Here is a 12,922-nt window from a genome sequence, read left to right as displayed (position 1 = left end):
TCAGTCTATCAAGGTGGCGGCCTCGTACAGCGTATGGCAACATGGGTTAGGTTATTGGGGGTGGTAACTCGTGTCAGCTCAGTTGACGATCAGGAAGGTCACCAGGAACTACGCGTTCAAGCGCGTGCTCGACGCCGTCTCGCTCACGGTCAGGCCCGGCGAGAAGCTCGGCGTGGTCGGTGAGAACGGCTCCGGCAAGTCGACGCTGCTGCGGATCATCGCCGGGCAGGACGTGCCGGACGACGGTGAGATCAGCGTGGTGGCGCAGGGCGTCGGCTACCTCGGGCAGGTGCTCGACCTGCCCGAGGACGCGACCGTCGGCGACGCGATCGACGCCGCACTGGTCGAGATCCGGTTGCTGGAACAGCAGATCGCGGTCGCGGCCGAAGAAGAGAGGCTGGACGAACTCGGTGAGCTGCTCACGGCGTTCGAACTGCGCGACGGCTACGCGGCCGACGCGCGGGTCGAGGCCGCGATGTCCGTGCTGGGCCTCGGGGAACTCGGCCGCGACCGCACGCTCGGCACCTTGTCGGGCGGCGAGAAGGCCAGGTTGGCGCTCGCGGGTGTGGTGAGCGCCGAACCCGAGTTGTTGCTGCTCGACGAACCCACCAACCACCTCGACGACGAGGCGCTCGCGTGGCTGGAGAACCGGCTGCGCAAACACACGGGCACGCTCGTCGTGGTGACGCACGACCGGCTGCTGCTGGAACGCGTCACCACCGCGATCGTCGAGGTGGAGAACCGCACGATCACCCGGTACGGCAACGGGTACGCGGGGTACGTCGCCGGGAAGCGGGCGGCGCGGCAGCGGTGGGAGCAGGCGTACGCGGAGTGGGTCGGCGAGATCGGGCACTGGACCGAATGGCGTGGCACGACAGCACATCGCGTCGCGCCGGGGCGTCCGATCCCCGACCACAACAAGTGCAAGTACAACGGCGACGGGCGGCGCGTGCAGGCGTCCATCAGGACGCGGGTGCGCAGCGCGTCCGAACGGCTGGAGCGGCTGCGTGCCGATCCGGTGCCGAAGCCGCCGGAACCGTTGCGCCTCAACGCTCCGCTCGACGCGGCGATCAGCGAGGGTGTGGTGGTGGCGTTCGGTGAGCTGAAAGTCGAGGCAGGGCAACGGGTTCTGGTGACAGGACCGAACGGGTCGGGCAAGTCGACGCTGCTCAGGGCGCTGGCCGGGGCAGCGGTCGGTGCCGTCGGGTACCTGCCGCAGGAAACCGTTGTGCACGAACCGAAGCAGCCGCTGCTCAAGGCGTTCGGTGGCAGCGCGGAGCGGCTCGAATCGCTGGGCTTGTTCCACCGCAACGACTTCGCAACACCCGTGGGTGCGTTGTCGGTCGGGCAACGGCGGAGGCTGGCGCTCGCGCGGTTGCTGAACCAGGAGTCTGACGTGTTGTTGCTGGACGAGCCGACGAACCACCTGTCGCTCGCCCTGGTCGAGGAACTGGAGGCGGCGCTCGCCGACTACCCCGGCGCGGTCGTCGTGGCGTCGCACGATCGGCTGCTGCGCCAACGCTGGCAGGGGGAGGAGTTCAGAACGGCTCGTAGCAGTCGTACGTCTCGATGGAGCTGATGAGCCCGTCGCGCGTGTCCACGAACTGGGCGATGTGCGCGACGAGCTCGCGGCCGTCCCGCAGCACCCCGGTCCAGGTCAGCCGCAGGATCGCGGTGCTGCCCGCCGTCAACGCCGAGTGCACGTCGTACTTCTGGCTCGCCAGCAGCCCGGCGCCCTTCTTGGAGTTGGCGAGCATCTCCTCCAACGGCGAGCGCGCGCCGTGCGGCTTGATCAGGTTCGGGCGCTCGACGGTCACCGCGTCGGCGGTGAAGTGGCGGCGCAGCGCGGAGCCGGATTCCCCGGCTTCGAGCGCGCGGTGCAACGAGGTGGCGAGGTCGACTGGATTCATATTCACAACCATAGTTGTACAACCTTGGTTGTCAATGTCAGGATGCAGGCTGTGGACCTGATGGGCATCGATATCGCCACCCTCGCGTACCTCGCGGGCAGCTCCGCGAACGACGAGATCATCAAGCGGCTGCACGAGATCGGGCACAAGGGCGTGCGGATGTCGCACGGCTACGTGATCCAGCACCTCGTCGACGAGGAGCCGAAGGTGGGCGAACTCGGCGACCTGCTCGGCGTCACGCAGCAGGCCGCCTCGAAGCAGTTGCTGGAGCTCGAACGCCTCGGGTACGTGCGGCGCGTGCCGGACCGCGCGGACGCCCGGATCCGGCGCGCCCAGCTGACCGACAAGGGCCGGCGGCTGGTCGACGACAGCCGCCGGCTCCGGCGCGAACTGGACGTGCACGGTGACGAGGAGACCAAACGCGCGCTGGTGCGGCTCCTGGTCGCGACCGGCGGCGCCGAGAAGGTGTTGAAGCGCCGGGTCGTGGAAGCCGACTAGGGCTTGAAGACCGGCTGGATCCAGTAGTTGCTGCCGAACCACGTGTCGGTGGGGAAGCCGCCGGTGTAGCTGTACACCCCGGCGTTCGGTGGGATCTTGAACGGCGTCTGCACGATGTTGCCGGTGAAGTAGTTCTCCGTCGCCCGGTAACCGCCGGCGGGTGTGTAGTACGAGACGACGTACTCGGTGCCCGCGGTCACGGGAACCGGTGTGCTGAAGGTGATCCGCTGGCTGTAGGCGGCGCCGGGGGCCTCCTGCTCGGCCAGCAGTGTGCCGTCCGCCCAGATTCGCGCGGTGACGGGGCCGGTGTAGTTGCCGCGCCTGATGATCAGGGCCGTCACGGAGCCGGGGCGGTCGAAGGCGACGCGCATGCCGAGTTCGACGGCCTGCTCGTCCGGGTCGTTGATGGTGGGGCTGTGCGTGTCGTTCAGGTAGAGAGAGGTCTCGTACTGCAACGGCGGGACGGTCGTGCCGCCGACGTAGATCGTGCGGGACACGGTGACGGGGCCGGTGGTGGTCGCGGTCTTGGCGCGGGCGTGGATCGTCAGCGGGCCGGGGACGGACGGCCAGAGCAGGACGGACCAGCGTTCGCCGGTGGCGTCGACGGGCGTCCAGTTGGTCTGGTGGTCGGTCGAGAACTCGACCTCGGTGATGCCGCCGGACTCGCCGTTGACGGCGCCGCCGATCACGAGCAGCGGCTCGTTCAACGGGACCGAGGCCTGCTCGGTCGGAGCCCAGATCATCGCCATCGGGCCGGCGGCCGCGAGGGCGGGGACGTTGGGAGAGACCAGGAAGAGTGCCAGCAGCAGTACTGCTAATCGTCTCATGTACGGCAGATCGTCCCCTGCGGAGACGCAGTTACGGTGATCGGCTGTTCGGCCTGAACTCGATCGGCTGACAGTCGTACCCTGCTCCGCCGGATGTCGTTGACGAGTACATGACCTGTGACAACGAAGTCCCGGTCCCCGAGACGCGGGTCCCGGTTCGTCGTCGGCAGTTCCTCACGTTCCTGGTCGCCGCGCCGGTGCTCACCGTCGCGGTTCCCGGTACGGCCGAGGCCGTCATCCCGACGCTGCCGCAACCGGCCGAGATCCTGGATCTCGGCGATGTTCTGATCCTGGCCGGTACTCCGACGGCGGGCGCGCTCGCGGTGCTCAGCGTCGGTGAGGACGGCGTCGTGACCCTCGACCTGCCCCGTGCGGAGGTCGGCCAGGGCATCACCACGGCGTGCGCGATGCTCGTCGCCGAGGAACTCGACCTGTCGCTGGGCAAGGTGCGCGTGACGCTGGCCGACGCGCGGCCCGAGTTGCTGATGAACCAGCTCACCGGTGGTTCCAACACGATGCGGTCGGTCTACGGACCGGTCCGGCAGGCGGCGGCCGCGGCCCGCGCCAGACTGCTCGCGGCGGCGGCGAAGCAGCACGGCGTGGCCGTCGACCGGCTGTCCACCCGCGACGGTGCGGTGATCCTGCCGGACGGGCGGCCGATCCTCTACGGCCTGTTGACGTCGGCGGCCGCGCAGCTCACCGGAGTCTTTGCCGCACAACCGAAACCGGCCTCGGAACACCGGCTCGTCGGCACCCCGCAGTCGCGCATCGACGCCCGCGCGATGGTCACCGGTCAGTTCGAGTACACGCTCGACCAGGACGTGCCCGGCGCCATGCCGACGGTCGTGCGGCGCCCGCCGACGATCAACGGGTCGGTGAAGTCGGTCGACTCGGCGGCCGCCAAGGCGATGCCCGGCGTGCTCGCGATCGGGGTCGTGCCGACCGGGGTCGCGGTGGTCGCCGAGACGTTCGGGCAGGCCATGGCCGCCCGGGACGCGCTGAAGGTCACCTGGAACGCGGGCACGATCGACGCGTTGTCGGACAAGGAGATCCGCGACAAGCTGAAGGCCGCCGCGCTGCCGTTCATCGTGCCGCCGCTGCTGACCCAGCACGTCGACATGGAGTTCGACTTCGCGTTCGTCAGCCACGCGCCGATGGAGACGAACTCGGCGATCGCGGACGTCCGTGAGGACCGGGCGGAGATCTGGGCGGGGCTGAAGTCGCCGATCGTGGCGAAGCAGACCATCGCGGCGGCCATCGGGCTGCCGGAGTCCGCGGTGACCGTGCACGTCATGCAGGGCGGCGGGTCGTTCGGACGCAGGCTGTTCTTCGACGCCGCGATCGAGGCCGCGCAGATCTCGAAAGCCTTGCGGCGCCCGGTGAAGCTGATGTGGGACCGCAAGGACGACATGCGGCACGGCCGGGCCCGCGCGGCGAGTCACCACAAGCTGCGGGCGACGTTCGCGCTCGGCAACGTGCTGACGTTCGAGCACCGCGTGGCGTCTGTGGAGACCGACTTCCGGCACGGCCTCGGCGAGATCCTCACGGCCACCGCCGCGAAGCTGCCGGTCGCGGGCAACCTCTCGTTCGCGCAGACGGTGTTCCTCACGACGTGCAAGGTGCCGTACAACTTCGGCGTCGTCACGTCGTTGCTCAACGAGGTGCCGCTGCGCATGCACACCGGCTCGTGGCGGTCGGTCTACTCGGCGAACACCCGTGGCGCCGAGGAGATCCTGGTCGATCAGCTCGCCGCGAAGCTCGGCAAGGACCCCGTGGCGTTCCGCCGCGAGTTCCTGAAGAGCGCCCGCCAACGCGCCGTGCTCAACAAGGTCGTGGAAGAAGGCCAGTGGGGCAAGACGATGCCTCGCGGTTTCGCCCAGGGCATCGGGTTCCACGACGAGTACAAGTCGTGCACGGCCTGCCTGGTCGAGATCGACGCCCGCGACCCGAAGAACCCGCGCGTGGTCAAGGCGACGATCGCGGTCGACGTCGGCCGTCCGATCAACCCGCGCGGCCTGGAAGCGCAGATGCTCGGCGGGTTGACCGACGCCATCTCCACCACGTTGCGCGCCGGTCTGCACATCGACAAGGGCCTGCCGCTCGAAGGCTCCTTCTCGCAGTTCCACTACGCCCGGCAGAAGGACGCCCCGCTCGACGTTCGCATCCACGTGATGCCGGCGACGGGCGAACCGGGCGGCGCGGGGGAGTTGGGCGTGCCGGCCGCGGTCGGTGCCATCGCCAACGCCTACGCCCGTGCCACGGGTGTGGTGCCGCGCAGCTTCCCGATCAACTTCCCGGTCGACTTCGAGCCGTTCCCGCGCTGAAGGAGCGTCATGCCTGACTACACCATGATCGTCAACGGGAAGCCGGTCACCGTCGAGGCGCCCGCCGACATGGCCCTGCTCTGGGTGCTGCGCGACAAGCTCGGGGTGCGCGGGCCGAAGTTCGGCTGCGGCATCGGTGTCTGCCGCGCCTGCACGTCCCACCTGAACGGCGCGGAGATCCAGCCTTGCGTGACTCCCGTCGCGGAGTGCGCGGGGCAGGAGGTCACCACGATCGAGGGGCTCGCGTCCGGGGACGACCTGCACCCCGTCCAGGAGGCCTGGCTGGAGCAGGACGTCGCGCAGTGCGGGTACTGCCAGCCGGGGCAGATCATGGCCGCGGCCGCGTTGCTCCGGACGAAGAAGCAGATAACGGACGCGGACATCGACAAGATCGCGAACGTCTGCCGGTGCGGGACGTACTTCCGGATCCGGCAGGCGATCAAGAGCGCGGCGGCCAAGATGAGCTAGGCGCACGCAGGACCTAGAGTCAGCGCGGCCGGGAATCCCTTCCGGCGCAGGAGGATTCCCGTGCTCGCGCTGTCCGTTTTGTTGCTGGTGGCCGTTCTGGTGTGTGCGGTCGTCCGGCCGTGGGGCTGGCCTGAGGCCGTTGTGGCAGTGCCCGCCGCGATCCTGGTCGTGGTGGCCGGGATGCTGCCGGTCGAGCACGCCGTGGACGAGGCGGTGCGGCTCGGGCCCGTGATCGGGTTCCTGGCCGCGATCCTCGTGCTCGCCCAGCTCTGCGACGACGAGGGGCTCTTCCACGCCTGCGGCACGTGGATGGCGCGGGCGTCCGGTGGGCGGCCCCGGACGTTGCTCGGCGGGGTGTTCGTCACCGCCTCGGTGACGACGGCGGTGCTGAGTCTGGATGCGACGGTCGTGCTGCTGACGCCCGTCGTGTTCGCCACGGCCGCACAGCTCGGTGTCCGGCCGAAGCCGCACGTCTACGCGTGCACGCACCTGTCCAACAGCGCGTCGCTGCTGCTGCCGGTGTCGAACCTGACGAACCTCCTCGCGTTCGCGTCCAGCGGGTTGAGCTTCACGCGGTTCGCGGCGCTGATGGCGTTGCCGTGGGTGGTGGCGATCGGCGTGGAGTACCTGGTGTTCCGGCGGTTCTTCCGCACGGACCTGGACGCGCCGGTGCACGCGCCGTTGTCGCAGCCCGCGCCCGAACTGCCGGTGTTCGCGCTGACCGTCGTCGGGCTCACGCTGGTCGGGTTCGTGGTCGCGTCGGCCACCGGCGTCGACCCGGCGTGGGCGGCCTGCGCGGGCGCGCTCGTGATGGCGGGCCGGGCGTTGGCGCTGCGCAGGACGACGGTCACCAAGGTGCTGAAGGCGACGTCGTTGCCGTTCCTCGCGTTCGTGCTCGGGCTGGGGATCGTGGTGCGGGCGGTGGTCGACAACGGCCTCGACGACCTGCTGCGGCACGCGATCCCGGACGGCACGGGGCTGCTCGCCCTGCTCGGGGTGGCCGCGGTCGCCGCCGTGCTCGCCAACGTGATCAACAACCTGCCCGCCGTGCTGGTGCTGTTGCCGCTGGTCGCGCCGTTCGGGCCGGGGGTGGTGCTGGCGGTGCTGCTCGGCGTGAACCTCGGGCCGAACCTCACCTACGCGGGCTCGCTCGCGACGTTGCTGTGGCGGCGGATCGTGCACGACCACGACACCGAGGTGAACCTGGGCGAGTTCACGAAGCTCGGTCTGCTCGCCGTGCCTGCCACCCTGGTCGGCGCGGTCGTGGCACTGTGGGCGTCCCTGCAGCTGATCGGAGGATGACCATGACGGTGGTCGTGTGGATCGCCGACGACACCTGGCAGGACTGCGTCGACGCGGCCCGCGGGTACGAGGGCTCGGACTTCCTGTTGCTGCACGTCAGCGACCACGACGTGCCGGGCGCGGCGCACGGGGCGTTCGCCGGGCTGTTCGGACGGTCGTCGCTGGACCCCGGCACGCGGATGGACGACCTCGCCGCCGACCACTCGACGCGCCTGCTGGCGGCCGCCGCCGAACGCCTCGGGGTGCCGTGCGAGACGCGGACGCGGGTCGGTCGGGTGGAGCACGAAGTCGTCGCGGCGGCGGAAGGTGCGTCGTTGCTGGTGCTGTGCCGCGACGGGGACGTGAGCCACGCCGGTCCGCGCAGCCTCGGTCCGGCGACGCGGTTCGTGGTCGACCACGCGACGTGCCCGGTGCTGCTGGTCTGGCCCTCGTAGCTTCGTCAGTGCAAACTTGCGCGCACGCACTTTTCGCGCCTACCCTCTGGGGCATGCGCGCCAAAGGCATTGCGTACGACACGGGTTTCGTGCGCCACGGAGAGAACTCCGTTCCGAAGTTCGACCTCGACGCGGTCCGGGCGGACCTGACCGTGATCAGGGACGACCTGCACTGCACCGCCGTCCACCTCGTCGGTGGTGATTCCGAACGGCTGGAGCGGGCCGCCGAGATCGCGGCGGACCTGGGGCTGGAGGTCTGGTTCTCGCCCTATCCGCTGGAACTGACGCCCGCCGAGATGCTGTCGCTGTTCACCGACTGCGCCGTCCGTGCCGAACGGGTGCGGGCGGCTGGTGCCGAGGTGGTGTTCGTGACGGGCGTCGAGCTCAGCGTCATGAACTCCGGTTTCCTGCCCGGCGACGACGTGCTGGATCGAGTGGGGCAGTTGCTGGGACATCCCGAGCGGATGCGGGAGGCCGGTGAACGGCTGCGCGAGTTCCTGGCGTCGGCCGTGTCCGTTGTGCGGCAGCACTTCGGCGGCAAGGTCACCTACGCCTGCATCCCGTTCGAGAACCCCGACTGGGAGATCTTCGACATCAAGTCGTTCGAGCTGATCCGGTCCGCCGAGGTCGCCGACGTGTACGAGGCGAGCATCAGAAACGTGGTGGCGGAAGGGAAACCCGTCGCGATCACCGGTTTCGGCACGGCGGCGTGGCGTGGGTCGGGAGCTGTCGCGCCGCGCAGCATGGAGATCGTCGAGAACGACGCCTCCGGCCGTGCGGTGCGCGTGCTCGACGGCTACGTCCGCGACGAGGCCGAGCAGGCCGCGTACCTGCGCGAGGTGCTGGAGACGTTCGAGGTGGCGGGCGTCGACGCGGCGTTCGTCTACCTGTTCGCCCTGGCCAGCCACCCGCACCGGCCGGACGACCCGAGCCGCGACCTCGACATGGCAGGCCCTGGCATCGTGAAGGTGTACGACGACGGCACCTGGGAACCGAAGGAGGCCTTCGCCGCCGTGGCCGAGGTCTACGCCCGGATTTAACTCGCTTGGCCGCCTGCTGCCCGCCGGTCACACTCGGGACATCATGAGCAGCAGGTTGCGCGCCATCGCCCACGACACGGTGGCCATCTCGGAGCGAGGCTCCTACTCCACTCCGGCGGGCGAGGTGCGCGTCGTCGTCGCCCCGGCCGTCGCCGGAACTCGCCTGCATCTGCCGGACGAGGTGCTTTCCTTGCCGCCGCAGGTGTCCGCTGTGCGGATCGACGTCACCAACGAGTCCACTTTGGACGCCACCCGCCGTCTCGGCGGCGACGTGGCCGCACTGGTGTTCGCCTCGGCCCGCAGCCCCGGCGGCGGTTTCCTGAACGGCGCGCAGGCGCAGGAGGAGAGCGTCGCCAGGGGATCGGCGCTCTACCTCACGCTGCGCGCGGCCGGCGACTTCTACGCCTTCCACCGCGCCCACGAGGACCTGACCTACAGCGACCGGGTGATCTACTCGCCGCAGGTCCCGGTCTTCAAGGACGACAGGGGAAACCTGCTGCCGGAGCCGTACGCGGTCTCGTTCCTGACGGCCGCGGCGCCGAACCGCACGGCGATCCTGCGCAGCCAGCCGGACCGGATCGAGGGCATCGAGGTCGCGTTGCTGCGGCGGGCCATCCGAGTGCTGCACGTGGCGGCGTCGCACGGGCACCGGCGACTGGTGCTGGGGGCGTGGGGCTGCGGGGTGTTCGGCAACGAGCCCGAGGCGGTGGCGCGGATCTTCGCGCTGGCGTTGCGGGACAACCGCTACTTCGAGCACGTGGTGTTCGCGGTGCTGGACCGCGCGAAGGGGACGCCGACGTTCGCGGCGTTCGAGGCGGCGCTCGCCTGAGCCGCCCCTGAGCCATCGTGGCACCGCCGCTGACCTGCAGTGAGCCAAAATGGTGCCAAGTTGAGCCAGAATTGCTTGCTGGTGGTGCCACCGTGTGCCATAGTGGTGCCATGGATCTGACCCCGTATGTGGCTTCCCTCGGTCGCGAGCTGCTGACCGCCGTCGAAACCGGCGGTGACGAAGCGAACGCGCTGGTCGAGCGGTTGACCGTGACGATGGAGTCGGCGATCCGGCTGGCGCTGCTCGAGGCGTTGTCCGCGGCCGCCGACGAGATCACCGCGGACCTGGCACCGGACTCGGTGCAGGTGCTGCTGCGGGGCCGTGACCCGAAGTTCGTCGTGAACCGCCAGACGCCGACGCCCGCGGCCGCCGCGCCGGAGCCCGCTCCCGCGCCGCCCGCCGAGGACGTCGCGGCCGGGTTCGACGACGGCACCACCGTGCGCATCAACGTCCGGCTGCCCGAGCCGCTCAAGGCCGCCATCGACGAGGCCGCGGCCAAGGAGGGCCGCTCGATCAACGCGTGGCTCGTGCGCGCCGCGTCGGCCCAGCTGAGCCCGAAGCGCGAAACCCTCGCCGACACCATCACGTCCGAGATCACCGGCTCGACGCGTTTCGTCGGCTGGGTCCGCTAACCACAGCCTTTCACCACTTCGCCCCGACCTGCGGGGATGTTCCACCACCACCTTCTGAGGGGACAGCCATGCCTTCTTTCGACACGCCGGAACCGATTTCCGTACTGCTCGACGTCTACGCGGGCCACGTCCAGATCGTCGCGACCGACCGCACCACCACGACGGTCGAGGTGCGGCCGTCCGACGCGCACGACTCGTCGGACGTGGAGGCCGCGCGGAAGACCACCGTCGACTACGCCGACGGCACGCTGATGGTGCGCGGGCCGAAGCGGACGTTCGACTTCTCGAAGAAGACCAGGTCGGTCGACATCACGATCGAGCTGCCCGCCGGGTCCAAAGTGGACCTCGACGTGACGGCCGGCAGCGTCCGCACCAGCGGCGTGCTCGGCGTGACCGAGGTCGACCTGTCCGCGGGCAACATCCACCTCGACCGGACGGGCGCGCTGAAGGCCGACACCGGCGCCGGGCAGGTCAAGGTCGGCGCGGTCACCGGCAACGCCGAGGTCAAGACCGGCAGCGGTCACCTCCGCATCGGCACGGTCCGGGGCGCGCTGGTCGTGAAGAACTCCAACGGCCACATCGACGTCGGCACGGTCGAGGGCGAGCTGCGGGCGCGTTCGGCCAACGGCGACATCAACGTCGAACGGGCCGGGGCGTTGGTGGAGGCCCGGACCGCGATGGGCTCCATCGAGGTCGGCGAGGTCGTCCGCGACACCGTCACGCTGAACACCGCGATGGGCGGCATCGAACTCGGCATCGCCGAGGGCACCGCCGCGTGGATCGACGCCAAGACCTCGTTCGGCCGCGTCAGCAACACGCTCGAGGGCAGCGACGGTCCCGGCGGCGCCGCGCAGACCGTCAAAGTCACCGCACACACCGCTTTCGGCGACATCTCCGTCCGCCGCGCCTGAGGGGAACGACGTTGAACGCGATCACGGCAAGAGGCCTGCGCCGCTCGTACGGCGACACCGAGGTGCTCAAGGGCGTGGACCTGAACGTCCAGCGCGGCACCGTCTTCTCGTTGCTCGGCGCGAACGGCGCCGGCAAGACCACCACCGTCAAGATCCTCTCCACGTTGATCGCGGCGCACGGCGGCAGCGCGTCCGTCGCGGGCCACGACGTGGCGAACGACCCCGACGACGTGCGGGCCGCGATCGGTGTCACCGGCCAGTTCTCCGCCGTCGACAACCTGATGACGGGCCGCGAGAACCTCAAGCTCATGGCCGACCTGCACCACCTCGGCAAGGCCGATGGCAAGCGCAAGGCCGAGCAGCTGCTGGCGCAGTTCGACCTGGTGGACGCGGCCGACAAGTCCGCGAGCACCTACTCGGGCGGCATGCGGCGCCGGCTCGACCTCGCCATGACGCTGGTCGGGACGCCGCAGGTGATCTTCCTCGACGAACCGACCACGGGCCTCGACCCGCGCAGCCGCCGCACCATGTGGGGCATCGTGCGGGACCTGGTCGCGAGCGGCATCACGATCTTCCTGACCACCCAGTACCTGGAGGAGGCGGACGAGCTCGCGGACCGGATCGCGGTGCTGGACAACGGGAAGATCGTCGCCGAGGGCACCGCGGACGAGCTCAAGCGCCGCATCCCCGGCGGGCACGTCCTGCTGCAGTTCCACGACCTCGAACACCTCGACGCCGCGCTCCGGGTCGTCCGCGACGCCAGCCGCGACGGCGACGCGCTCGCCCTGCGCGTGCCGAGCGACGGCAGCGTCCGCTCGCTCAAGGCGTTGCTCGACCACCTGGACGACAACTCGGTGCAGGTCGACTCGCTCAGCACCCACACCCCCGACCTCGACGACGTCTTCCTCGCCCTGACCGAGAAGGTGCGCCAGCCATGACCTACGTCCTGACCGACTCGGCGACGATGATCCGCCGCAACCTCAAGCGGATGGTCCGCTACCCGTCGCTCACGTTCCAGCTGCTGATCATGCCCGTCGTGTTCCTGCTGCTGTTCGTCTACGTCTTCGGCGGCACGCTCGGCGCGGGCCTCGGCGGTCCGAGCGGCGGCAGAGCCGAGTACCTCAACTACGTCACGCCGACGATCATCCTGATGGCGATCACCGCGGCCGTGCAGGGCACGAGCATCTCGATCGCGATGGACATGACCGAGGGCATCGTCGACCGCTTTCGCACCATGAAGATCGCGCGGGTGTCCGTCCTCACCGGACACGTCGTGGGCAGCCTGCTGCAGACCGTGCTGGCCATGACGTTCGTGTTCGGCATCGCGGTCGCGATCGGCTTCCGGCCGCAGGCGAACGCGCTGGAGTGGCTCGTGATCGCCGGCCTGCTGATCGGCATGTCGTTCGCGCTGATCTGGTTCTCCGCCGCGCTCGGCCTGGTCAGCAAGTCCGTCGAGTCGTCCAGCAACGTCGGCCTGCCGCTGATCCTGCTTCCGTTCTTCGGCAACGGTTTCGTGCCCACCGACTCGATGCCGACCGTGCTGCGCTGGTTCGCCGAATACCAGCCGTTCACCCCGTTCATCGACGCCCTTCGCGGCCTGCTGATGGGCACGGAGATCGGCAACAGCGGCTACATCGCCTTCGCCTGGTGCGTCGTCATCGGGGTCGGCGGTTTCCTCTGGTCCAAGAAGCTCTTCAACCGCGAATCCACCCGCTGAAGGAGAAACCTCTGATGTTGCACGGTCTTC

At 69.6% G+C, this 12,922-nt stretch carries 14 protein-coding genes; 12 read left to right on the top strand and 2 right to left on the bottom strand.

Going from position 1 to position 12,922, the window contains the following annotated elements; genetic code table 11:
- Positions 1-70: 70 nt before the first annotated feature.
- Positions 71-1,579, top strand: a complete 1,509-nt coding sequence (locus JNUCC0626_RS25800) for an ABC-F family ATP-binding cassette domain-containing protein (protein ID WP_394613349.1) — start codon at positions 71-73, stop codon at positions 1,577-1,579.
- Here JNUCC0626_RS25800 and JNUCC0626_RS25795 read toward each other — a convergent pair.
- Positions 1,539-1,910: a nuclear transport factor 2 family protein gene (locus JNUCC0626_RS25795; protein ID WP_394613348.1), complete on the bottom strand. Its 372-nt coding sequence runs from the start codon at positions 1,908-1,910 to the stop codon at positions 1,539-1,541. The two genes, JNUCC0626_RS25800 and JNUCC0626_RS25795, sit on opposite strands and share 41 nt — an antisense overlap.
- Positions 1,911-1,970: 60 nt before the next feature.
- Between JNUCC0626_RS25795 and JNUCC0626_RS25790 the strand changes: the two genes are divergently transcribed.
- Positions 1,971-2,408: a MarR family winged helix-turn-helix transcriptional regulator gene (locus tag JNUCC0626_RS25790; RefSeq protein WP_394613347.1), complete on the top strand. Its 438-nt coding sequence runs from the start codon at positions 1,971-1,973 to the stop codon at positions 2,406-2,408.
- Here JNUCC0626_RS25790 and JNUCC0626_RS25785 read toward each other — a convergent pair.
- Positions 2,405-3,235, bottom strand: a complete 831-nt coding sequence (locus JNUCC0626_RS25785; protein ID WP_394613346.1) for a DUF4082 domain-containing protein — start codon at positions 3,233-3,235, stop codon at positions 2,405-2,407. The genes JNUCC0626_RS25790 and JNUCC0626_RS25785 overlap by 4 nt on opposite strands.
- Before the next feature lie 110 nt (positions 3,236-3,345).
- Between JNUCC0626_RS25785 and JNUCC0626_RS25780 the strand changes: the two genes are divergently transcribed.
- From JNUCC0626_RS25780 to JNUCC0626_RS25735, 10 genes are all read left to right on the top strand, one after another.
- Positions 3,346-5,559 carry a xanthine dehydrogenase family protein molybdopterin-binding subunit gene (locus JNUCC0626_RS25780; protein WP_394613345.1) on the top strand — a complete coding sequence of 738 codons (2,214 nt, stop codon included), beginning with the start codon at positions 3,346-3,348 and terminating at the stop codon, positions 5,557-5,559.
- Between the two features lie 9 nt (positions 5,560-5,568).
- The gene (locus tag JNUCC0626_RS25775) at positions 5,569-6,027 is read left to right on the top strand and encodes a (2Fe-2S)-binding protein (protein ID WP_394613344.1); all 459 of its coding nucleotides are present in this window, start codon (positions 5,569-5,571) and stop codon (positions 6,025-6,027) included.
- Between the two features lie 69 nt (positions 6,028-6,096).
- Entirely contained in the window at positions 6,097-7,329 is a 1,233-nt protein-coding gene (locus JNUCC0626_RS25770) for an arsenic transporter (RefSeq protein WP_394622096.1), read from the top strand.
- A 2-nt stretch (positions 7,330-7,331) separates the two neighbouring features.
- A complete protein-coding gene (locus JNUCC0626_RS25765) occupies positions 7,332-7,763 on the top strand; it encodes a universal stress protein (RefSeq protein ID WP_394613343.1) in 432 nt (143 codons plus the stop codon).
- A gap of 53 nt (positions 7,764-7,816) precedes the next feature.
- Positions 7,817-8,803, top strand: a complete 987-nt coding sequence (locus tag JNUCC0626_RS25760; RefSeq protein ID WP_394613342.1) for a hypothetical protein — start codon at positions 7,817-7,819, stop codon at positions 8,801-8,803.
- 43 nt (positions 8,804-8,846) lie between these two features.
- Positions 8,847-9,632 carry a TIGR02452 family protein gene (locus JNUCC0626_RS25755; protein ID WP_394613341.1) on the top strand — a complete coding sequence of 262 codons (786 nt, stop codon included), beginning with the start codon at positions 8,847-8,849 and terminating at the stop codon, positions 9,630-9,632.
- A gap of 110 nt (positions 9,633-9,742) precedes the next feature.
- Positions 9,743-10,264, top strand: coding sequence for a ribbon-helix-helix protein, CopG family (locus JNUCC0626_RS25750; RefSeq protein WP_394613340.1), 522 nt, complete (start codon positions 9,743-9,745; stop codon positions 10,262-10,264).
- A 68-nt stretch (positions 10,265-10,332) separates the two neighbouring features.
- A complete protein-coding gene (locus JNUCC0626_RS25745) occupies positions 10,333-11,175 on the top strand; it encodes a DUF4097 family beta strand repeat-containing protein (protein WP_394613339.1) in 843 nt (280 codons plus the stop codon).
- 11 nt (positions 11,176-11,186) lie between these two features.
- Positions 11,187-12,113, top strand: a complete 927-nt coding sequence (locus JNUCC0626_RS25740; protein WP_394613338.1) for an ATP-binding cassette domain-containing protein — start codon at positions 11,187-11,189, stop codon at positions 12,111-12,113.
- Entirely contained in the window at positions 12,110-12,892 is a 783-nt protein-coding gene (locus JNUCC0626_RS25735; protein ID WP_394613337.1) for an ABC transporter permease, read from the top strand. Before JNUCC0626_RS25740 ends, JNUCC0626_RS25735 begins: the two co-directional genes overlap by 4 nt.
- The last annotated feature ends 30 nt before the right edge of the window (positions 12,893-12,922 follow it).

Origin of the sequence: Lentzea sp. JNUCC 0626 (assembly GCF_043632865.1) — a bacterium.
In the GTDB taxonomy this organism is placed as follows: Bacteria; Actinomycetota; Actinomycetes; order Mycobacteriales; family Pseudonocardiaceae; genus Lentzea.
This window is presented reverse-complemented; position numbering and strand designations above follow the sequence as displayed.